The organism is Pseudomonas synxantha BG33R, from assembly GCF_000263715.2.
In the GTDB taxonomy this organism is placed as follows: domain Bacteria; phylum Pseudomonadota; class Gammaproteobacteria; order Pseudomonadales; family Pseudomonadaceae; genus Aquipseudomonas; species Aquipseudomonas synxantha_A.
On record NZ_CM001514.1, the window covers coordinates 1,723,312 to 1,744,360 of the forward strand.

25 protein-coding genes and 1 tRNA gene are annotated in these 21,049 nt (G+C 58.7%); 16 read left to right on the forward strand and 10 right to left on the reverse strand.

The window, feature by feature from the left end:
- Positions 1-31: 31 nt before the first annotated feature.
- A complete protein-coding gene (locus tag PSEBG33_RS19310; protein ID WP_005785985.1) occupies positions 32-973 on the reverse strand; it encodes a YgfZ/GcvT domain-containing protein in 942 nt (313 codons plus the stop codon).
- 139 nt (positions 974-1,112) lie between these two features.
- Between PSEBG33_RS19310 and PSEBG33_RS19305 the strand changes: the two genes are divergently transcribed.
- A complete protein-coding gene (locus tag PSEBG33_RS19305; protein ID WP_005785986.1) occupies positions 1,113-1,367 on the forward strand; it encodes a succinate dehydrogenase assembly factor 2 in 255 nt (84 codons plus the stop codon).
- Positions 1,351-1,797 (forward strand): protein YgfX, encoded by a 447-nt coding sequence (locus PSEBG33_RS19300; protein ID WP_005785987.1) that lies wholly within the window; start codon positions 1,351-1,353, stop codon positions 1,795-1,797. The genes PSEBG33_RS19305 and PSEBG33_RS19300 overlap by 17 nt, the downstream gene beginning before the upstream one ends.
- Here the strand turns inward: PSEBG33_RS19300 and nadB are convergent.
- A complete protein-coding gene (gene nadB, locus PSEBG33_RS19295) occupies positions 1,766-3,382 on the reverse strand; it encodes an L-aspartate oxidase (protein ID WP_005785988.1) in 1,617 nt (538 codons plus the stop codon). The genes PSEBG33_RS19300 and nadB overlap by 32 nt on opposite strands.
- Positions 3,383-3,843: 461 nt before the next feature.
- Between nadB and rpoE the strand changes: the two genes are divergently transcribed.
- The 4 genes from rpoE to PSEBG33_RS19275 all read left to right on the forward strand — a co-directional run bounded on the left by rpoE (position 3,844) and on the right by PSEBG33_RS19275 (position 7,693).
- Positions 3,844-4,425, forward strand: a complete 582-nt coding sequence (rpoE, locus tag PSEBG33_RS19290) for an RNA polymerase sigma factor RpoE (protein ID WP_003172477.1) — start codon at positions 3,844-3,846, stop codon at positions 4,423-4,425.
- Positions 4,426-4,457: 32 nt separating this feature from the next.
- Positions 4,458-5,045: a sigma-E factor negative regulatory protein gene (locus PSEBG33_RS19285; RefSeq protein WP_005786011.1), complete on the forward strand. Its 588-nt coding sequence runs from the start codon at positions 4,458-4,460 to the stop codon at positions 5,043-5,045.
- 16 nt (positions 5,046-5,061) lie between these two features.
- Positions 5,062-6,021: a MucB/RseB C-terminal domain-containing protein gene (locus tag PSEBG33_RS19280; RefSeq protein WP_005786013.1), complete on the forward strand. Its 960-nt coding sequence runs from the start codon at positions 5,062-5,064 to the stop codon at positions 6,019-6,021.
- A 235-nt stretch (positions 6,022-6,256) separates the two neighbouring features.
- Entirely contained in the window at positions 6,257-7,693 is a 1,437-nt protein-coding gene (locus PSEBG33_RS19275) for a DegQ family serine endoprotease (protein WP_005786015.1), read from the forward strand.
- An 80-nt stretch (positions 7,694-7,773) separates the two neighbouring features.
- Here the strand turns inward: PSEBG33_RS19275 and PSEBG33_RS19270 are convergent, their stop codons facing one another.
- Positions 7,774-9,207: a M48 family metalloprotease gene (locus PSEBG33_RS19270; protein WP_005786017.1), complete on the reverse strand. Its 1,434-nt coding sequence runs from the start codon at positions 9,205-9,207 to the stop codon at positions 7,774-7,776.
- Positions 9,208-9,302: 95 nt separating this feature from the next.
- Between PSEBG33_RS19270 and PSEBG33_RS19265 the strand changes: the two genes are divergently transcribed.
- On the forward strand, positions 9,303-9,542 hold the full coding sequence (locus tag PSEBG33_RS19265) for a sulfurtransferase TusA family protein (protein ID WP_005786019.1): 240 nt from the start codon (positions 9,303-9,305) through the stop codon (positions 9,540-9,542).
- A gap of 19 nt (positions 9,543-9,561) precedes the next feature.
- On the opposite strand, the gene PSEBG33_RS19260 is transcribed toward PSEBG33_RS19265, so the two are convergent.
- A complete protein-coding gene (locus PSEBG33_RS19260) occupies positions 9,562-10,035 on the reverse strand; it encodes a peroxiredoxin (RefSeq protein WP_005786022.1) in 474 nt (157 codons plus the stop codon).
- Between the two features lie 23 nt (positions 10,036-10,058).
- Entirely contained in the window at positions 10,059-10,619 is a 561-nt protein-coding gene (locus PSEBG33_RS19255) for a glycine cleavage system protein R (protein ID WP_003189463.1), read from the reverse strand.
- Between the two features lie 262 nt (positions 10,620-10,881).
- Here PSEBG33_RS19255 and dapA point away from each other — a divergent pair, with 262 nt between their 5' ends.
- From dapA to hepT, 7 genes are all read left to right on the forward strand, one after another.
- Positions 10,882-11,760 carry a 4-hydroxy-tetrahydrodipicolinate synthase gene (gene dapA, locus PSEBG33_RS19250; RefSeq protein ID WP_005786024.1) on the forward strand — a complete coding sequence of 293 codons (879 nt, stop codon included), beginning with the start codon at positions 10,882-10,884 and terminating at the stop codon, positions 11,758-11,760.
- 17 nt (positions 11,761-11,777) lie between these two features.
- A complete protein-coding gene (gene bamC / locus PSEBG33_RS19245) occupies positions 11,778-12,893 on the forward strand; it encodes an outer membrane protein assembly factor BamC (protein ID WP_005786026.1) in 1,116 nt (371 codons plus the stop codon).
- 4 nt (positions 12,894-12,897) lie between these two features.
- Positions 12,898-13,656, forward strand: a complete 759-nt coding sequence (locus tag PSEBG33_RS19240) for an MBL fold metallo-hydrolase (RefSeq protein WP_005786028.1) — start codon at positions 12,898-12,900, stop codon at positions 13,654-13,656.
- A 27-nt stretch (positions 13,657-13,683) separates the two neighbouring features.
- Positions 13,684-14,397, forward strand: coding sequence for a phosphoribosylaminoimidazolesuccinocarboxamide synthase (gene purC, locus PSEBG33_RS19235; protein WP_005786030.1), 714 nt, complete (start codon positions 13,684-13,686; stop codon positions 14,395-14,397).
- 83 nt (positions 14,398-14,480) lie between these two features.
- Positions 14,481-14,570 (forward strand) — tRNA-Ser (locus tag PSEBG33_RS19230).
- 121 nt (positions 14,571-14,691) lie between these two features.
- Complete coding sequence (gene mntA, locus PSEBG33_RS19225) at positions 14,692-15,087, forward strand: type VII toxin-antitoxin system MntA family adenylyltransferase antitoxin (RefSeq protein WP_005786031.1); 396 nt, start codon at positions 14,692-14,694, stop codon at positions 15,085-15,087.
- On the forward strand, positions 15,077-15,496 hold the full coding sequence (gene hepT, locus PSEBG33_RS19220; RefSeq protein WP_005786034.1) for a type VII toxin-antitoxin system HepT family RNase toxin: 420 nt from the start codon (positions 15,077-15,079) through the stop codon (positions 15,494-15,496). Before mntA ends, hepT begins: the two co-directional genes overlap by 11 nt.
- Positions 15,497-15,528: 32 nt before the next feature.
- On the opposite strand, the gene PSEBG33_RS29970 is transcribed toward hepT, so the two are convergent.
- The gene (locus PSEBG33_RS29970) at positions 15,529-15,720 is read right to left on the reverse strand and encodes a hypothetical protein (RefSeq protein ID WP_157264131.1); all 192 of its coding nucleotides are present in this window, start codon (positions 15,718-15,720) and stop codon (positions 15,529-15,531) included.
- A gap of 411 nt (positions 15,721-16,131) precedes the next feature.
- Here PSEBG33_RS29970 and PSEBG33_RS19215 point away from each other — a divergent pair, with 411 nt between their 5' ends.
- Positions 16,132-16,383 (forward strand): DUF6124 family protein, encoded by a 252-nt coding sequence (locus PSEBG33_RS19215; protein ID WP_005786036.1) that lies wholly within the window; start codon positions 16,132-16,134, stop codon positions 16,381-16,383.
- A gap of 75 nt (positions 16,384-16,458) precedes the next feature.
- Here PSEBG33_RS19215 and PSEBG33_RS19210 read toward each other — a convergent pair whose 3' ends face one another.
- The 4 genes from PSEBG33_RS19210 to PSEBG33_RS19195 form a co-directional block, all read right to left on the reverse strand.
- A complete protein-coding gene (locus PSEBG33_RS19210; RefSeq protein ID WP_005786037.1) occupies positions 16,459-17,685 on the reverse strand; it encodes an MFS transporter in 1,227 nt (408 codons plus the stop codon).
- 238 nt (positions 17,686-17,923) lie between these two features.
- Positions 17,924-18,211 (reverse strand): NadS family protein, encoded by a 288-nt coding sequence (gene nadS / locus PSEBG33_RS19205; protein ID WP_003189536.1) that lies wholly within the window; start codon positions 18,209-18,211, stop codon positions 17,924-17,926.
- 2 nt (positions 18,212-18,213) lie between these two features.
- On the reverse strand, positions 18,214-18,528 hold the full coding sequence (locus PSEBG33_RS19200; RefSeq protein ID WP_005786041.1) for a type II toxin-antitoxin system RelE/ParE family toxin: 315 nt from the start codon (positions 18,526-18,528) through the stop codon (positions 18,214-18,216).
- Between the two features lie 105 nt (positions 18,529-18,633).
- Positions 18,634-19,575 (reverse strand): LysR family transcriptional regulator, encoded by a 942-nt coding sequence (locus tag PSEBG33_RS19195; protein ID WP_005786043.1) that lies wholly within the window; start codon positions 19,573-19,575, stop codon positions 18,634-18,636.
- A gap of 157 nt (positions 19,576-19,732) precedes the next feature.
- Between PSEBG33_RS19195 and PSEBG33_RS19190 the strand changes: the two genes are divergently transcribed.
- On the forward strand, positions 19,733-21,049 hold the full coding sequence (locus tag PSEBG33_RS19190; protein WP_005786044.1) for an MFS transporter: 1,317 nt from the start codon (positions 19,733-19,735) through the stop codon (positions 21,047-21,049).

Consider the following 21,049-nt stretch of genomic DNA (forward strand, 5'->3'; position numbering starts at 1 on the left):
CTCTCTAGGGTGCTGCAAAAAGGTATGGCGATTAACGCTGTATCTCGCGATCACGGTCCAGTTGGTAAGGCAGATCAAGCAGCTGCAGGCCGGGGCCTTCCAGGCTGCCTGTACGCACGTCGCCACTCTCGGCAGCTTCGGCTTGCAGCACAGCGAGAAGTTCAATCGACTGGTCAGCTTTTGCCGCGATCACGACCTCGCCAACCGCGCTGTTATGGCCTGGGGAAAACAACGGCGTGCCGGGCTCGGGTAATTGCGTGGCTTCAAGGCTTAGTCGATACAGGCGCCGCTTGAGTTTGCCCAGATATTGCATGCGCGCGACGATTTCCTGGCCGGTGTAGCAGCCTTTCTTGAAACTGACGCCGCCCACGGCTTGCAGGTTGAGCATCTGCGGGATGAACAGTTCGCGGGTCTGCGCCATTACCTGGCCGATACCCGCGCGAATCTGGCCAAGCAGCCAGGCATTCAACTCAGCTTGTGGCAATTGTGCGGCCAGTTGGTTGCGCACGGTGTCGGCTTGTTCGGTGGGCACCCAGAGTTCGGCACGGCCAGGGGACACGCGAATAGCGATCAAGGTGTCGGTGCGCACCACGCTGTCGGTTTCGGCGGGTAGCGCCAGGCCAAGGGCGGCCAGGGGCGTGTCTGCGTCCGCCAGCCCGAAGCGTACCCAGGCGGAGCTTTCGTCGGTAAGTTTGGATTTGGAGAACACCGCGTATTTCTTCAGGTCTGCCAACTGCGGTTCGAGCAGCTCCGTGGCCATGGCCAGGAGCACGCCGTCACCTTGCAGCAGGATGCGGAAGCTGGACTGCATCCGGCCTTTTTGCGTGCAGCGCGCGCCCAGGCTGGCCTGGGTATCACTCAGGTAATTGAGGTTGCAGGTCAGCTGGCCTTGCAGGAATTTGGCAGCATCAGAACCGCGGACGGCGAGAACGCCTTCGTGGGACAGGGGGCAGAAGAAAGCAGAGTCAGCCATGGGTCATCGCAGGTTAAAAAGTCATGGGTGCATCATAGAGGGGCGTCCGGCAAATGCATAGTTTCGTCGCGGGCGACCAAAGCCGACTGTTCCGGTGTCGCCGGGCCTGTATACTTGCGCTCTATTTGAGGAGGGCTCCATGGTCGAAGATGTAGAAATCAATCGCCTCTACTGGCACAGCCGTCGTGGCATGCTGGAGCTGGATGTATTGCTGGTGCCTTTCACCAAAGAGGTGTACGCAACGCTCGATCAGGTGGACCGCGAGCTCTACGTCAGGTTGCTGACCTGTGAAGATCAGGACATGTTCGGCTGGTTCATGGAGCGCGCTGAATCTGAAGATCCAGAGCTGCAGCGCATGGTTCGGATGATCCTGGATCGTGTCCAGCCCAAGTAATCGTTTTGAATGTCGCTGGCAGGCTTCGCGGCTGTTGCTGGCGGCGTATCTGCTTGCCCAACTGTTCGCGATGGGTAGCCTGCTGGTTTTGAACCTGCCTTATTCAAGCCTCGGCATCCTGTTATGCCTGGCACACTGCGCGTGGGTGCTACCGCGCCATGTTCTGCTTACTCACCGTTCGTCGATTCGTGGCCTGCGCCGTGACGACGATGGCTGGCAATTATTCAGCGCCGCACGCGGCTGGCACGCGGTGCAGCTGCGCCCCGACAGCCTGGCGTTGCCGCTGATCGTGGTGCTGCGTTATCGAGTGCCGGGCGAGCGGCGGGTGCGCTCGATCTGTGTGCCCAAGGACGCACTGGGCGCCGATGTGCACCGACGCCTGCGGGTGCGCCTGAAGTTCAGCCGCCGTAGGTGGTTGGCACCAGAATAGTGTCACGCGCTTCGGGCAGCATCTGTGGGTAATCGAGGGTGTAATGCAGCCCGCGGCTTTCTTTGCGTTCCATGGCTGAACGAATCATCAGCTCGGCCACTTGGGCAAGGTTGCGCAACTCGATCAGGTCGCGGCTGACCTTATAGTTACTGTAGAACTCGTCGATCTCATCCAACAGCAAACGTACCCGGTGCTGCGCCCGTTGCAGGCGCTTGTTGGTGCGCACAATGCCCACGTAGTCCCACATGAAACGCCGCAACTCGTCCCAGTTGTGCGCGATGATCACGTCTTCGTCCGAATCGGTGACCTGGCTGGCGTCCCAGCGGGGCAGGGCGGCTGGAACCTTGATGCGCGGCAGTTGCTCAAGGATATCCGCTGCTGCCGAGCGCGCGTACACGAAGCACTCGAGCAGCGAATTGCTGGCCATGCGGTTGGCGCCGTGCAGACCGGTAAAGCTGGTTTCACCGATGGCGTAGAGGCCGGGCACGTCGGTGCGCCCGTGCTGGTCAACCATCACGCCGCCACAGGTGTAGTGCGCGGCCGGCACCACCGGGATCGGGCCTTTGGTGATATCGATATTGAAGGTCAGGCAGCGTTCATAGACGGTCGGGAAGTGGGTCTTGATAAACGCTTCGGGCTTGTGGCTGATGTCCAGGTAGACGCAATCGATACCCAGGCGCTTCATCTCGTGGTCGATGGCGCGGGCGACAATGTCGCGCGGTGCCAGCTCGGCGCGTGGGTCGAAGCGCTGCATGAAGCGTTCGCCATTGGGCAGCTTCAAGTGCGCACCTTCGCCGCGCAGGGCTTCGGTGATCAGGAAGCTCTTGGCTTGCGGGTGGTACAGGCAGGTGGGGTGGAACTGATTGAACTCCAGGTTGGCCACCCGGCAGCCCGATCGCCAGGCCATGGCAATGCCGTCGCCACAAGCACCGTCGGGGTTGCTGGTATAGAGATAGACCTTCGCGGCCCCGCCCGAAGCAAGAATAGTGAAGCGCGCCCCGTAGGTATCGACTTCGCCACTGGTGCGATTGAGTACGTAGGCGCCGAGGCAGCGCTCGCCCGCAAGGCCCAGGCGTTTTTCGGTGATCAGGTCGACGGCGACGCGTTGTTCCAGCAATTGGATGTTGGGCCGTTGGCGAGCCTGGTCGAGCAGGGTCTTGAAAATCGCGGCACCCGTGGCGTCGGCGGCGTGAATAATGCGGCGATGGCTGTGGCCGCCTTCGCGGGTCAGGTGGAACTCAAAGCCGCCGTCGTCGCTGCCGGCATGTTCATCACGGGTGAAGGGCACACCTTGGTCGATCAGCCATTGGATGGCTTCCCGGCTATGCTCGACGGTGAAGCGCACGGCCTCCTCATTGCACAGGCCGCCGCCGGCGTTAAGGGTGTCTTCGACATGCGATTGCACCGTATCGGTGTCGTCCAGTACCGCCGCGACGCCGCCCTGGGCCCAGAATGTCGAGCCGTTGGCCAGGTCGCCTTTGCTCAAAACCGCAATGCGCAGGTGGCCGGGCAGGGTCAGGGCAAGGCTCAAGCCGGCTGCACCGCTGCCGATCACCAGCACATCGTGTTGAAACTGTTGGCTCATTGAAAGGATTCCGCAAAAAGCGATCCGAAGGAGCGGCGCAAACAGGACGCCTGGATCGGCGAATCAAAGGGTCACACGGGCCACTAGTATATAGAGGGGTGGAGCGGCACAATAGCCACGCATTCGTGGCATTGTGAGATTATGCCGCGCAGCTTTGGGAAACGGCCGGTTGGCGGGACGGGAACTTTTTGCATAGGCCCCGACTCAATAGCAGGTTGCCCGAAAGCTGGGAAAACGTTGAGTTTATTGGCCCGTCGGGAGCATTGGACGCGTCACGAAACCGGCGACAAGATTATTCGCGCAGCCGGCCCCGCCCGGGCTGCGTTTTTCGTGTGTGCCAAATCAGTGCATGCCGGAAACTTGCTTGAAGGGGGAGAACTTTTGCGAAAAGCCCGAGTCTATGTTTGCAAGCCTGATCGTTTAGTTATGCAAGCCTCCTTCGAGTACAACGAGGAGTGTTCATGCTAACCCAGGAAGAGGATCAGCAGCTGGTCGAGCGCGTACAACGCGGCGACAAGCGAGCATTTGATCTGCTAGTGCTGAAATACCAGCACAAAATTCTCGGGTTGATCGTGCGGTTTGTGCACGACACCCATGAAGCGCAGGACGTTGCACAGGAAGCCTTTATCAAGGCGTACCGTGCACTTGGAAATTTCCGCGGTGATAGTGCGTTTTATACGTGGCTATATCGCATCGCCATTAACACGGCGAAGAACTATCTGGTGTCTCGCGGCCGCCGCCCACCAGACAGTGATGTCAGTTCAGAAGATGCTGAGTTTTACGATGGTGATCACGGCCTCAAAGATCTCGAGTCGCCGGAGCGTGCATTGCTGCGCGACGAGATCGAAGGCACCGTCCATCGAACAATTCAGCAACTGCCAGAAGATTTGCGTACGGCATTAACTTTACGTGAATTCGATGGTCTGAGTTACGAAGACATTGCGAGCGTCATGCAATGTCCGGTGGGGACTGTAAGGTCACGGATTTTCCGGGCCCGGGAAGCCATCGACAAAGCCTTGCAACCATTGTTGCAGGAAAACTAAAGACAGCGGCGACAGCCAAGAGAGGAACCGCCATGAGTCGTGATGCCCTGCAGGAATCGCTGTCCGCAGTGATGGATAACGAAGCGGATGAACTGGAACTTCGTCGAGTGCTCAACGCATTTGATGATGCCGAAACCCGTGATACCTGGTCTCGTTACCAAGTCGCTCGGGCGGTGATGCACAAGGATCTTTTAATCCCTCGTCTGGATATTGCTGCGGCCGTTTCTGCCGCGCTGGCTGATGAAGCCGTTCCGGCCAAAGCTGCTCGTGGCCCGTGGCGTAGCCTGGGTCGACTGGCAGTGGCTGCCTCGGTGACCGTCGCCGTACTGGCTGGTGTTCGCCTGTACAACCAGGACGAAATTGCCGGCGCCGAACTGGCCCAGCAAACTCAGCAGCCCGTCATGGCGGGTCCGCAAGTCAAAGGCCCGGCTGTACTGGCAGGCTACAAGGAAAGCTCTGATACCACAGGCCCGATGGCCAATGGTGTGCTTCAAGGGCAATCTGGCTGGCAAGATCAGCGTCTGCCAGGTTACCTGCGTCAGCACGCACAGGAATCGGCCGCCAAAGGTACCGAAAGCGCTCTGCCATACGCTCGCGCAGCCAGTCAGGAAAACCGCTGATCCGCTAGGGAGCTCTATGCGCGCCATACCGCTCCTTGCGCTTTTGCTCAGTAGTTGGATTGCACAGTCCGCCCATGCCGATGAAGCCCAAGACTGGCTGACTCGACTTGGGCGTGCAGAGCAGCAGCAAAGCTTTGAAGGTACGTTTGTCTACGAACGTAATGGCAGTTTTTCTACCCATGCTATCTGGCACCGTGTGCAGGACGGTCATGTCCGTGAGCGGTTGCTGCAACTGGACGGCTCGCCTCAGGAAACCGTACGGTTGGATGGCCGGACGCACTGCGTCAGTGGCGATCTGAGTGCTGGGTTGGTCACCTCTTCTGATGCACCTTCGCGTGCTCTCGATTCAAAAAAACTCACTCAATTCTATGAACTTGCCGTCATTGGCAAATCCCGCGTGGCCGGTCGTCATGCTGTGATTGTGTCAATCAGCCCGCGAGATCACTACCGCTACGGTTTTGAATTGCACCTGGATCGTGAGACGGCGCTGCCGCTCAAATCCCTGCTGCTCAATGATCAGGGGCAATTGCTGGAGCGCTTTCAGTATGCGCGCCTGGATACCTCGGTCGTTCCTGCCGAGCATGACTTACAGCCTGGCAGCGAATGCAAGCCTGTTGCTGCTTCCACCGATAAAGCCTCTGACATGCCTGCCTCCCAGGCGTGGCATCTGGATTGGCTGCCGCCTGGTTTCCAGCAGGTCAGCAGCACCACGCGCAAAGACCGCCAAACGAAATCGACCGTCGATAGCCTGATGTATGATGATGGGCTCGCACGTTTTTCTGTATTTCTTGAGTCCGCCAAGGGCGCCGACATGAATGAAACCCGCGCTCAGCTCGGCCCGACGGTGGCGGTTTCTCGGCGTTTGAATACGGTTGACGGTGAGATGATGGTCACCGTAGTAGGGGAGATCCCCGTCGGCACTGCTGAGCGTATCGCGCTGTCGGTACGCGGTGAAAATGCCGCTGCCAAGCCGTGAGATTGTTAATTCTATGTTCATCCTGACCTTTCAATCTGTGCTCAAGTTAGGTTGAGGGCCGATCGTATGAAATTTCTGGATCAGCATTTTCACTTGCAAAAATTTCCTATGTTTTTTATAGGTCAGGGTTTGTTGGCTCTGGCCTTGTTTTGTTCGCGGAACAAAAATGTCGTTTGCCGCATTCGGCGTTTATTGGACCCTGTCGCTTAACCCTGCTCGTCGTAACGGGAGCTGTATGTCGATACCACGTTTGAAGTCTTACCTATCCATAGTCGCCACAGTGCTGGTACTGGGTCAGGCCTTGCCTGCGCAAGCAGTTGAGCTGCCTGACTTCACCCAACTGGTAGAGCAAGCCTCACCGGCCGTGGTGAATATCAGTACCACCCAGAAACTGCCGGATCGCAAAGTTTCGAACCAGCAGATGCCCGACCTGGAAGGCTTGCCGCCCATGCTGCGCGAGTTCTTCGAGCGCGGTATGCCGCAACCGCGCACCCCTCGTGGTGGCGGTGGTCAGCGCGAAGCCCAATCCCTGGGTTCGGGCTTCATCATTTCGCCTGACGGCTATATTCTGACCAACAACCACGTGATTGCCGATGCCGACGAAATCCTCGTGCGCCTGGCTGATCGCAGTGAACTCAAGGCCAAGCTGATCGGTACCGACCCGCGTTCCGACGTAGCCTTGCTTAAAATCGATGGCAAGGACCTGCCGGTTCTCAAGCTGGGCAAATCCCAGGACTTGAAGGCCGGCCAATGGGTCGTCGCGATCGGTTCGCCGTTCGGCTTTGACCATACCGTCACCCAGGGTATCGTCAGTGCTATTGGTCGCAGCCTGCCGAATGAAAACTACGTACCGTTTATCCAGACCGACGTGCCGATCAACCCGGGCAACTCTGGGGGGCCATTGTTCAACCTGGCTGGCGAAGTGGTAGGCATCAACTCACAGATCTACACCCGTTCCGGTGGTTTCATGGGCGTGTCTTTCGCGATCCCGATCGACGTGGCCATGGACGTCTCCAATCAGCTCAAAAGCGGTGGCAAAGTCAGCCGTGGCTGGTTGGGCGTAGTGATCCAGGAAGTCAACAAAGACCTGGCTGAATCCTTCGGCCTCGACAAGCCGGCCGGTGCTCTGGTTGCGCAAATCCAGGACAATGGTCCAGCGGCCAAAGGCGGCCTGAAAGTCGGCGACGTGATTCTGAGCATGAACGGCCAACCCATCGTCATGTCGGCGGACCTGCCTCATCTGGTCGGCGCGCTCAAGGCCGGCGGCAAAGCCAAACTGGAAGTGATTCGTGACGGCAAGCGCCAGAACGTGGAGCTGACCGTCGGTGCGATCCCGGAAGAAGGCGCGACGCTGGATGCCCTGGGTAATGCCAAGCCGGGTGCAGAGCGCAGCAGTAACCGCCTGGGCATCGCCGTGGTTGAACTGACCGCCGAGCAGAAGAAGACGTTTGACCTGCAAAGCGGTGTGGTGATCAAGGAAGTCCAGGACGGCCCAGCCGCCTTGATCGGCCTGCAGCCGGGCGACGTGATCACTCACCTGAACAATCAGGCGATCAACACCACCAAGGAGTTCACCGACATCGCCAAGGCGTTGCCGAAGAACCGTTCGGTGTCGATGCGCGTACTGCGTCAAGGTCGTGCCAGCTTCATCACCTTCAAGTTGGCCGAGTAATCGTCAAGCCTGTATTGCAATAGAAACGAAAAGCCCCACTGCCGGTTAACGGCAGCGGGGCTTTTTTGTGGGTGACGGGTTTAGCTCATCATCCCTTTCACCAGGCGTTCCTGTTCGATCAGCTCACGCTGACGTGCGTCGATACGTGAGGACAGTGGGAAATTACTGCCTGCGCGGCGCTTGGCAAAGTCCAGTTGCTGGATGGCCTGCTGGAAGTCCCCTACCAGTGCGAAGTATTCGGCGCGGGCCTGATGCAAGCCGATGATGTTGCCGGACAGGCCGCGTGTTTCGGCCACCTGATACCACACGTCCGGATCGTCGGGGCGTGACTTGAGCAAGCCATCCAGCGCCTTTTCGGCATCGGCGGTGCGGTTCTGCTTAAGCAGCAGGTCTACCCGCACCTGGTTCAGCGGATAGTTGCTGGGGTACTGGGTGAGCATACGGTCAGTCCGTTGCTGGGCATCCGCCATGCGGTTGCTGGTGATGTCCAGTTCGATCTGCGCCAGATTGTAGGTGATGTCATTGGGTGCCTTGGCGAGCAGCGGTGCCAGGCTTTCCCGTGCTTCCTTGAGTTGGACTCCCTTGATCTGCGCAATGGCGAGGCCATAACGCGCTACATCGTTTTTGGGGTTGTCGTCCAACTGCGCCTGGAAGCGCTTGGCAGCCAGGCCAGGCGTGTCTTCGTATTTCAATTGCACGCGTGCGCGAATCAGTTGATAGCGCAGGCTGTCTTCCTTGCCGCCGAGTTTGGCCTGTTCGGCGCGATTGCGGGTGTCGGCAATACGCGATTCGGTCACTGGGTGCGTCAACAGGAACTCCGGTGGCTTGGCATCGAAGCGGTACTGACGCATCAGGCGTTCGAACATGGTGGGCATCGACCGCGGGTCGTAGCCGGCTTTCTCCAGGTTGAGGATGCCGATGCGGTCTGCCTCTTGTTCGTTCTGCCGGGAGAACCGGCGCTGCTCCTGGATCGCAGCCGCTTGTGAGCCGGCAATTGCGGCGATACCCGCATCGCCGGCACCCGCGGCGGCGGCAATAATGCCGCCAAGCAGCGCCGCCATCATTGGCAGTTGCATGCGTGACTGGGCTTCCACGCCCCTGGCAAAGTGGCGCTGGGACAAGTGCGCCAGTTCGTGGGCCAGTACCGACGCGTATTCACCTTCGGTCTGGGCATTGAGGAACAAGCCGCCGTTCACCCCAATGATCCCGCCGGGTGCCGCAAAGGCGTTGAGCTGCGGGCTGTTGATCAGGATGAATTCCAGGCGCCGATCGTTGACCTGGCTGGTCTCCACCAGCTTGTACACGCTGGTTTCTACGTAGTCCTTGAGTTGCGGGTCATTAAGCTGCGACACCTGACCGCGCAAATAGGCCAGCCAGGCGCGGCCCAGTTGATATTCCTGTTGGGGCGAGACAATGGCAGAACTGGCGTCACCAAGTGACGGCAGCTCATCGGCGAAGGCCGGGGAGGCCAGCAGGCAGGCCAGCGTCAGCAGGGTAGGGCGCAAAAAAGTCATGCACAAAGCCTTTCGACAAAGAGCTTACTGTAGCCGGACACTGCGCCTGGGACCAGATATTCTAAGCAGCCCAAATGTTTGCCTGGAGTAACACCATGACCGACGCTGTAGCCTTTGACGCCGAACTCGATGCCAGCGGCCTCAACTGCCCGTTGCCCCTGCTCAAGGCCAAGATGGAACTCAATAAAATGGCCCGCGGTGCGGTGCTCAAGGTGACCGCCACCGACGCTGGCTCCCAGCGTGACTTCCGCACCTTTGCCAAACTCGCCGGCCACACTCTGGAGCACGAAGAAGAAGCCGAGGGTGTGTACCGGTATTGGTTGCGCAAGGCCTGACGGCCTTATCGACGCACAATCAGGCCTTGTTCAGCGCCTGCGCTGCCGCCAACACGGCATCCACATGCCCCGGCACTTTCACGCCACGCCATTCCTGACGCAGCACGCCTTCGCTGTCGATCAGAAAGGTGCTGCGATCAACGCCCAGGTATTCCTTGCCGTACAGCTTCTTGAGCTTGATCACATCAAACAGCTGGCAGACCGCTTCGTCCTTGTCGCTGATCAGCTCGAAAGGAAATTCCTGCTTGGCCTTGAAGTTCTCGTGGGACTTCACGCTGTCACGCGACACACCAAACACTTCAGTGTTGGCGGCCTGGAAAGCTGCGTATTGGTCACGAAAGCCCTGGCCTTCAGTGGTGCAGCCCGGGGTGCTGTCCTTGGGGTAGAAGTAGATCACCACTTGCTTGCCCTTGAGAGCTGCGAGGCTGAAAGTCTGGCCGCTGGTGGCCTGGGCTTCGAAGTCGGCGACAGGTTTATCGATGGCTACCGGCATGACTGGCATGAATAGATGCTTCCTTACATTGGGTTCTGTGGGCGCCATGGCTCGATCAGCGCGTCGAGGTTCAGGGCATCGGCGAAATCCAGGAACTGGTCGCGCAACCAACTGATCTGTACGCCGGCCGGCAGGGTCACGGTGAACGTGGCGTTGAGCATGGTGCCGCCGGTTTGCGGGGCCTGGTAGGTGTCGCAGGTCAGGTTTTCCAGCTCGACGTTGTGGTCGATGAAGAACTGGCACAACTCGTTGACGATGTCCGAGCGGTAGGCCGAGCTGACATACGCCACATAAGGCAGGGCCTGCGGGCGGTTTTCCAGGGCTGCGCTGCGCACTACGTTGACGGTGAAATCGTGTTTCTTGGCCAGGCCCGGCAGGCCGGTTTCGAGGCGCGCCAAGGCGTCCCAGGAACCGGAAATCTGCAAGACCAGCGCGCTGCACTCGCCGTGGCGGGTGAGGCGGGAGGTTACGACGGCGCAGCGGTTCTCATGGCTGGCGCGGCACAGGACGTTGGTCAGCTCCATGGGGTTGGCGCCGAGGGCACTGATAACAAGGAATTGTTCGCGAACTGTGGGGGTGGACATGCAGCCTTCCTAAAGCGATGAGCGGTCAATACTGTGTGGGCCGTATCGATCAAAGGATCAAGGGTAGCGAAAAGCGTCGCCAAGGGCTAGGAGGTGGCGTTTTCATTGCGTGATCGGCCGGCTTGAAGCGGTGCTTTGGCCCAATGATGGCATTGCCCGACGTTTAGTTGCTCCAGAACGCATCCTCACGCGGTACTTCGCTTGTACAAGCATCTTGGCGCCAGTACCATTACGGCTCTCTTTTTCCGGCAGGAGCGGTTGCATGATTGCGGGCAGTATGGTGGCACTGGTCACACCCATGGATGCACAAGGTCGTCTCGACTGGGACAGCCTGGGCAAACTGGTGGACTTCCACCTGCAAGAGGGCACCAACGCCATCGTGGCGGTCGGCACCACAGGTGAATCGGCCACCCTCGATGTGGAAGAACACATCCAGGTGATCGAGTTCGTGGTCAAGCGCGTTGCGGGCCGCATCGCCGTGATCGCCGGAACGGGCGCCAACTCCACGCGCGAAGCGATCGAGCTGACTCGCAACGCCAAGAAAGCCGGCGCCGATGCGTGCCTGCTGGTGACCCCGTACTACAACAAGCCGACCCAGGAAGGCTTGTACCAGCACTTCAAAGCCATCGCCGAAGCCGTCCAGATCCCGCAGATCCTCTATAACGTACCGGGTCGTACCGCGTGCGATATGAAGGCCGAGACCGTGATCCGCCTGTCCACCGTGCCGAACATCATCGGTATCAAGGAAGCCACTGGCGACCTGCAGCGCGCCAAGGACATCCTGGCCGGCGTGAGCAGTGACTTCCTGGTGTATTCCGGTGACGACGCCACCGCTGTCGAACTGATCCTGCTGGGTGGCAAGGGCAACATTTCCGTGACCGCCAACGTGGCTCCGCGTGCCATGAGCGAAATGTGCGCGGCCGCCATCGCCGGCGATGCCGCGACGGCCCGTGCGATCCACGAGAAGCTGATGCCGCTCAACAAGACACTGTTTATCGAATCCAATCCTATTCCCGTGAAATGGGCGCTGACTGAGATGGGCCTGATGCCGGACGGTATCCGTCTGCCGCTCACCCGGCTCAGCGAAGCCTGTCACGAACCGCTGCGACAGGCCCTGCGCCAGTCCGGCGTCCTGGTTTAATTGAGGAAGCACTACGCATGAAGCGATTGGCCGGACTTTCCGCACTTGCCTTGATTATCTCCAGCACCAGTGGCTGCGGTTGGGTATGGGGCCCGGAAGGCTACTTCCGTGACCGCGGCAGCGATTACCTGGAAGCGCAAGCAACCAAACCGATGCAGTTGCCGCCTGATGTCAATGTCGCCAAGCGTCTTGACCCCTTGTTGCCGATCCCACGCAACGTCGCCGACGACACCGTCAAGGGCGAGTACGTAGTACCGCGCCCGCAGCCGATCACGGCAGTGGCCGATGCCAGCGACTACAGCCTGCAGAAAAGTGGCGACAACCGCTGGATCGTGGCTCAGCGCCCACCTGCCGAAGTCTGGCCGGTGGCAGTGCAGTTCTTCCAGGACAACGGTTTCCGTCTCGACCAGCAACGCCCGCAAACCGGTGAGTTCACCACGGCGTGGCAGCAAGGCCGCGAGTTGTCCGCCAACATGGCTCAGCGCCTGCTGGCCGGCGGTGTGGCCGCCGACAGCGAGGCCCGTGTGCGTGTGCGCATCGAGCCAGGCGTGCAGCGCAATACCAGTGAAGTCTATGTGGTCAGCGCCGAGCGCCCTGCCGGCAGCACGGCCAACGTCGATTTCACCCCGCGTTCGGTCAACACCGGCGTCGATGCCGCGCTGGTCGACGAGATGCTCGCCAGCATGAGCCGTATCTCCGAGAAGGGCGGTTCCGTTTCCCTGCTCGCCGCCCGTGACTACGACACCCCTAACCGCGTCAGCCTCACCGAAGACGGCAGCGGTAACGTGGTGCTCAACCTGGGTGAAGACCTCGACCGTGCCTGGGCCAGTGTTGGCCGTGCGTTGGAGCAAGGCCCTTGGCGCGTTGAAGACATCAACCGCAGCCTGGGCCTGTACTACATCAACGTGGCTGAAAAGGCCGAGAAGAAAGACGACGAGCCAGGTTTCTTCGGCAAACTGTTCGGCAGCGCGCCGACCAAGGAAGAGATCGAAACCCGTGCCGAGCGTTATCAGGTTCGTTTGAGCAAGGTTGGCGAAAGCGTGCAAGTCACCGTCGAGAAGAACATCAATACCGTCGCGCCAGCTGAGACAGCGCGCAAAGTGTTGGGCGTGATTCAAGACAACCTGGGCTGATTCGGTGCGTTTTGCCGTTCTCGGCAGCGGTAGCCAAGGGAACGGTACGCTGGTCGCCCACGATGACACGTACGTGCTGGTCGATTGTGGTTTCTCGTTAAGAGAAACCGAGCGACGCCTGCTGCGCCTCGGGGTTCACCCCACGCAGTTGAGCGCAATTCTGGTCACCCACGAACATGCCGACCACGTGCATGGCGTGGGTTTACTGTCTCGGCGCTACAATCTGCCGGTGTACTTGAGTCGCGGCACGCTGCGCGGGATGCGCAAGCCCATCGAGCCGGCAGGTTTTCTGGCCGGTGGCGAGCAACTGCAAATCGGTGCCTTGAGCATCAATGTCATCGCGGTTGCCCACGATGCCCAGGAGCCCACGCAATACGTATTCAGTGACGGCCAGCGGCGTTTCGGCGTGCTGACCGACCTGGGTTCCTACTGCGCCAGGGTGCTGGACGGTTACCGGGACCTCGATGCCTTGATGATCGAGTCCAACCACTGCAGGGATCTGCTGGCGCGCGGCCACTACCCTTACTTTCTCAAGCAGCGGGTGGGCGGCGAGCTGGGACATTTGAACAATCACCAGGCGGCGTACCTGGTGTATGAGTTGGGCTGGCAAGACCTGCAACACCTGGTCCTGGCTCACCTCAGCAGCAAGAACAACCTGCCGACGCTTGCCCGGCAATGTTTTGTCGACACCCTCGGGTGCGACCCGGACTGGCTGCAACTGGCCGATCAAGATTCAGGGCTCGACTGGCGACACATCGCCTAGCCCACCTTACTCAAAGCGGAGCCCATCATGGAAAAACGTGAAGAACTCTACCGCGGCAAAGCCAAGTCGGTGTACAAGACCGACGACGCCAACCGCCTGATCCTGCTGTTTCGCAACGACACCTCGGCGTTCGACGGTAAGCGCATCGAACAGCTTGATCGCAAGGGCATGGTGAACAACAAGTTCAACGCCTTCATCATGCAGAAGCTCGAAGCGGCCGGTATCCCGACCCAATTCGACAAACTGCTGGGCGACAACGAGTGCCTGGTCAAGAAGCTCGACATGATCCCGGTGGAATGCGTCGTGCGTAACTACGCCGCCGGCAGCCTGGTCAAGCGCCTGGGTGTGGAAGAGGGCCTCAAGCTCAACCCTTACACGTTCGAGCTGTTCCTGAAGGACGACGCCAAGGGCGACCCGTTCATCAACGAATCCCACGTCGTGGCCTTCGGCTGGGGCACCGCTGAACAACTGGCGCGCATGAAAGAGTTGTCCCTCAAGGTCAACGACGTGCTGACCAAGCTGTTCGACGACGCAGGCCTGTTGCTGGTGGACTTCAAGCTCGAATTCGGCGTGTTCCACGACGGCTCCATCGTCCTGGGCGACGAATTCAGCCCAGACGGCTGCCGCCTGTGGGACAAGGACACCAAGAAGAAGATGGACAAAGACCGCTTCCGCCAGGGCCTCGGTGATGTGATCGAAGCCTACGAAGAAGTCGCCAATCGTCTGGGCGTACCGCTGTAATCGACGCAAGCATCTGATAGCACGGAAAAAAATCGCTTCGGCGCTTTGCATCCATCAATCATGCTGTTATGATGCGCGCCGTTGGAGAGATGCCAGAGTGGCCGAATGGGACGGATTCGAAATCCGTTGTACCTTCACCGGTACCTAGGGTTCGAATCCCTATCTCTCCGCCATTACTTATAAACAGAAACCCCCAATAACTTAAAGGTTGTTGGGGGTTTTTGTTTTTGTAGCAGAAATGCTCAGGTGAATTCTGCTACGGTCGTGATTACCTGATGACAATGCGGGTCAATCATGAATTTTGAAAAAGTGCTCACGCATTTGCAGGCTAACCTTCCAGGTCTTTTGGCAGTGTACGTCTTTGGCAGCCAGGCGACGGGCGAGGCAAATGCCGACAGCGATCTTGACTTGGCTGTGCTGATTGAGGGAAGCATTGACCCACTGCAACTGTGGCGCCTATGCGGGGAATTAGCGGATATCGTCAAGGTCCCCGTCGATTTGCTGGACTTACGCGCAGCCTCGACGGTCATGCAATACCAAGTCATAACGACAGGGCGCCGCCTCTGGAGCAAGGACAGTCAGGCGGGTATCTTTGAGAGCTACATACTCAGCGAGAAAACTGCATTGGATTGCGCCAGGGCAGAGCTGCTAGTCGACATTCAAAAGGATGGAACGGTATATGGCCGATGATGTACTCATCAACAAGGCTGCCAGTATTGAGCGTTGCGTTGCTCGTGCTCGGGAGGAGTACGAAAAGGATCCAGCCAGTTTTGCCACTGACTTCACCCGTCAAGATGCGGCCATTCTCAATATTCAGCGTGCCTGCGAGGCGGCTCTAGACATGGGGCAACATCTGATTCGTCGTGAGCGCCTCGGTGTCCCCCAAAGTGCTCGTGACGTGTTTGAGCTGCTGGCGCAGGGAGGATGGGTGAATCCTTCCTTACTGACTAACCTGAAAAACATGGTCGGTTTCCGCAATATCGCGGTGCATGAGTATCAGACGCTTCAGTTGCCTATTGCCGTTGCGATCATCACCAAACATTTGGGCGATTTCCTGGCATTCAGTGCACATGTCTTGACTAAGGACGCGGGCCAGTGAGCCGATTCAAATGGCCCGCGGTAAAATCAAGGCTACAGGTCGTCTAGAGAAACCTTCACTCGCTGAGCAGACGCCTGGCGCTCACGTACGGTCGCTATCAACGCTTCATCCTCTTTTGCCGGGCGCTTTTTGTCCGATTCTTTTACCGTTTCCCTTTGTCTTTTCTTCGCCTCTTGCTCGGTTACGTATTCACCTGTGACCGCATCGCGATATCTCGTTGGCATATCAGCATCCTTGACAGTATGTCGCCACGGCGGCGACCTTTTTGAGGCTAGCTTGCAGGCTTGTGCACACAAGCTTCCTCGCCGGAATTCTGGTTACCAAGCTTTTCCGAAACAGGTGCTTACGTTGTGCCGGTTCGACAGTTTTCCAGCAGGGTTGCGTTGACTGGGGCAGGACGCTAACCTTTCGCCGTCGCCCTCATGGCGACCGGTTTTGACAGACTGATTTACAGGTGTACGACCTCCATGCGATTACAGCGTTTCTGCTGTGACGTCGTTTTATGGCGGCTGTGCGTGGGGCATCTTCGGGTGCGCCGGGTCCTGTATACCGGTCTGTCAACCCGCGCATAGCTGCCACCTGATTCTGTTTGACAGCGGGATGTGGCAGCTCCCATTGCATACAGGAGCTACACAATGAGCAATCTCGATTCTGACTCCGAATTTTCCCCTCGGAAAATCTTCCATGTAGGTGCAGATGTCGGCACCGAAGAAGCCCTCACCAACGCCACCGAAATCCTTTCATCCGCCCTGCAAACCGCCTATCAATGCGCCGAAGATCCTGACAGCACGCAGTCGCCCGTGATCATGGCCCTGGCTCAATTGATCGAAAACGCGCAAATGCTGGTGGATGCCGTCCTCGAGCGTGATTTCCCCACGGCCAAATAAGTACCTGCTCCCTGAAACGAAAAAAGCCTGCTGAACTCAATGCTCAGCAGGCTTTTTTGCGCATCTCTAACCCGGTCAGGCAGGCTGCGCCACCAGGCTATTGCTGACCTTGCGCCCCAATACCAGCACGGTCGCAAACCCGAACCCCACCAACACCGTGGCCAGGCTCAACAACACCGAGCTGCCCATCTGGTCGACGATGCGCCCGCCAAAGAACGAGCCCAGGGCAATGATCACCTGAAACAGCGCCACAAACAGTGGCATGCCGCGTTCGACATCCTTGGGGGCCACGACAAACATCCAGATGCTGGCGCAAGCCGGGAAGGCGCCGAAGGCGAAACCCCAGAGTGCGATCAGCATCGAGGCGCCTGTCAGGCCGGTGGCGAAGTAGGGGAACAGTGCGGTGCTGGTACCGATCATCAACGCAACCAGCAGCAGGGTGTGACGTACGCTGCGGTTGGCGGCGAAACCGGCAAAGATATTGCCCATTACCCCGGCCACACCGTAGAGCAGCAGCAATGAACCAATTGTCGGGCCGTCAAAGCCGGAGCTGTGTTTGAAGAAGGGGGCGACATAGGTATACGCAGCAAAGTGCGCCAGGCCGATCAGCAATACAGCGATCAAGCCGACTCGCGCCTGTGGGTTGATAAACAACGCGGGCAAGTCACGAATCTCAATGGCCTTTTCCGGCGTCAGTCGCGGTAGCAGGAAGATCTGCGCGAGCAGCACCGGAATGCCCACCAACGCAGTAACCAGGAAGGTCATGCGCCAGCCCATCAGTCCACTGAGCCAGGTGCCGACGGGCACGCCCAGTACGGTGGCGAGCGTTACGCCCATCATGATGATCGAGGTGGCTTTCGCAACCCCAACGCCTTTGGGCGCCAGCCGCCCGCTGAGGGCAATGGCCGTGGCCCAGAAGCCGCCGATGCTGATGCCGAGCAATACACGGCCGAACAGCAGCAGGCTGAAATCGTTAGCTAAGGCCACCACCGAGTTGGCGATGATCATCACCAGTGTCAGGCCGATCAGCAGGTAGCGACGGTCCATGGCACCAATGCTGACCGACAGAAACGGCGCGGCGAGGGCGGCCATGATGCCGGGCAATGTGACCATCAACCCGGCGTGACCGGCACTGATGCCCAGGTCGCTGGCGACGTCGTTGAGTACGCCCACCGGCAGAAATTCACTGGTCACCAGGGCGAAGGCACCCACGGCGACCGAAAGAATCGCCAGCCACTGCTGTTTGACGCTTTGTTGATTATGTTCGGGAAGCCCGCTAGGGGCCTGGCTCGCGCTTGGCATGGGATTGGGTTCCGGGAGGAATGTCGCCTGAAGCCAGGCGAGGAGGGAATTTGAAGCGATTATAGGAATCAGTGGCGGCAATCGTTCAGGCGCTCGTTTCGATAGTAATCATCAGTGCTATCGATGTGAGATTTAAAGAGCCTTGAATCTGCCGCACAAACGAAAAAGCCCGTCGCTGGGTCAACTCCGGGCTTTTCCGGGTATGACGATGTTTAAGGCGCAGCGCTGGAGTCTTATTTTAGCTAGCCAACGCATTCAGTACATGGACTGGGTCATTATGGATAGCTTTCAACAATGCCTTTGCTGGTCCGGTAGGCTCACGACGACCCTGCTCCCAGTTCCGTAACGTGCCAAGTTGCACATCAATCAGCGCTGCGAATTTAGCCTGGGTTAGCCCTGTCGCCTTACGGATCTCTTTGACTCGCATTGAATCAACATGGAACTCACGAGAAGGTTCGCGTTCTCCGCGCAGGATCTCGTTCATCTCTTGAACGCTTTCCATCAGTTCATCAAAAAATCTGCTCATAGCTATCTCCAGTGCTCAATCGCAGCCTTCAGTGACTTGCGCTCTACGGCAGTCAAGTCCTGCTGTTCATTTTTGGGATAGATCATCAGTAAAACAATCTGTGATGCCGAGACGAAATGGTAATAGATCACCCGCGCCCCGCCTCGTTTGCCATGGCCTTTGGCTGCTACTCGTATCTTGCGAACTCCACCCGTACCCTCAATCACATCGCCAGCAGAAGGGTTGACTACCAGCTCGTTCTGAAGAGCCATGTAGGCATCCTCGTCGATCAATTCTTTAACGCGACGGGTGAAGACTGACGTCTCTATGAAAATCATCGCTAATGTACGCCATTGGCTTAGTTGGCTGCAATCCTAGCCGTGTGTGCTTCGACGTGCATTCAGTGAGTTGTAACTGCTTTTTGACACGCAGGATGTGGTCAATTATACGTCGGCCAACCGACCCAAAAGACTCTCAATAAACACCCCCTCCGCCCGGCTCATCTTCTGCTCCCGGTTCCACAACAGATGAATATCCACATCCGCAATCCCCTCATCCGGCGGCAACCGCCACAGCAGCCCGTTCTTCACATCGTCCGCCACCACATGAATGGGCAAACACCCCAAGCCAAACCCGGCAATGACCAAACGCCGCACTTCTTCCAGGCTGGAAGATGACGCCACGATCCGTCCGCTGAACCCTTGCTGATCACGAAAAATCGTCAGCGGCGAGAGCATCCCGCCAATCTGGTCGCTGGTAAAACTCACGAAGTTTTCCGACTGCAAATCCCCCTCGGCCAGGTTTGTGCGCCCGAACAATGGGTGATGTTTTCCGCAAAAGAACGCGTAGCGCTGACGCAGAAACAGGTGCTGTTCCAGGCGCGGCTGAGGCCGACGATTGAGGCTCAACCCCAGGGTCGCGGTTTTTTCCAGCAGGGCGGCGACGATGTCGGAGCTGCGCATCACTTCGACTTCCAGATCGACCCGCGGATGTTCGCGATGAAAGCCTGCGAGAAAGTCATCGAAAGTGTCGGAATTAATCCGGCTGATCATCAGCAAGCGCACTTTGCCGATCACTTCATCACCCGGCTTTTGCAGGGCGTTGCTCATTTGCGAAACCTGGCCGTACATCTCGCCGGCAATCGCGAAAATCTGTTCACCTGCCTCGGTGAGCACGAAGCGCGGGCCGCGACGTACGATGAGCTGGCAATCCAGCTGTTCCTCCAGGCGCTTGAGCGCCTGGCTGATGGCCGGTTGCGTCAGGTGCAGGCGGGCAGCAGCGCGGCTGATGCTCAGTTCCTGGCCGATCACGCGGAAGGTGCGCAGCAGGTTCCAGTCCAGGCGGTCGTTGAGCAGGGGGTGAATATCGCGGCGGGATTCGGACATGGTGTCGCTCGATAATAAGCAGTATTTATAATCAAGATAATAAATAGAAAATTGACTAATCATAGCCCCAGGCCGAAAAATCGGCCTCAACAAGCGCCATCAGAGCGCACCGGTTCGACCTTCTCCTGCCAAAAAAATAACCAAAGGAGCCAGCCCCATGAAGCCTTCCGCTTCGCCGCAGCCTCGCCGTGCCGCGGCCGCCGCTTTTATCGGCACCATGATCGAGTGGTACGACTTTTACATCTATGCCACCGCTGCGGCGCTGGTGTTCGGTCAGCTGTTTTTCCCCTCCGACGATAAATTGTTCAGCACCATGGCTGCGTTCGGCACCTTCGCCGTGGGCTTCTTTGCGCGGCCGTTGGGCGGCATTGTGTTTGGCCATATCGGCGACCGCATCGGCCGCAAGAAATCCCTGGTGATTACCCTCGTCATGATGGGCGTGGTCACGGTGTGCATCGGCCTGTTGCCGACCTATGCACAGATCGGCGCCGCGGCACCGGTGCTGCTGATACTGCTGCGAGTGGTGCAGGGCATTGCGGTCGGCGGTGAGTGGGGCGGGGCGGTGTTGATGGCCGGAGAACATGCGCCAAAGGGGCGCCGTAACTTCTTTGCATCCTTCGCGCAATTGGGCAGCCCGGCCGGTTTGATTCTTTCCCTGCTGGCGTTCAGTGCGGTGACCCGCTTGCCGGAAGAAGACCTGCTCAGTTGGGGCTGGCGCCTGCCGTTCCTGGCCAGTGCCTTGCTGTTGGTGGTCGGCCTGGCGATTCGTCTGGGTGTAAATGAGTCGCCGCAGTTCCTCGAAGACAAGGCCCTGGCGGAAAAAGCGCGGGCGATCAAGAAGGACCAAGCCCCCGTGCTGGAAGTGCTGAAAACCGCCTGGCGCCCACTGTTGTTGTGCATTGGCGCCAACACATTGGGGATTGCCGGCGTGTATTTCACCAACACCTTCATGATTGCCTACAGCACTCAACAACTGAACCTGCCGCGCTCGCTGATTCTGGAATGCCTGTTCGTCGTCGCCATTATTCAGTTCTGCGTTCAGCCACTGGCCGCGTGGGTGGCAGAGAAGGTCGGCGCTACACGGTTCCTGTGCGCCATGTGCGTACTGGCAATGGCCTCGCCGTATCCGATGTTCGTTCTGGTCAGCAGCGGCCAGGCGCCGTTGATCATCCTCGGCATAGCCCTCGCGGTGGTGTGCATGGCGTCGTTCTACGCCGTCATCGCAGGCTTTGTCAGCGGCCTGTTTGAAACCCGTGTGCGCTACACCGCGATATCTCTGGCTTACCAGGTATGCGGCGCATTGGCCGGTGGCCTGACACCGTTGATCGGCACCTGGCTGGCCCATCAATACCTGGGCCAATGGTGGCCGATGGCAGTGTTTTACAGCGTGATCGCGGCGGTCTCGTTGGTGTGCGTGCTGGCCTTGTCCCGCCGCCACGCCACGGCTCACCGCCTGGAAATGGCACACAGTTGA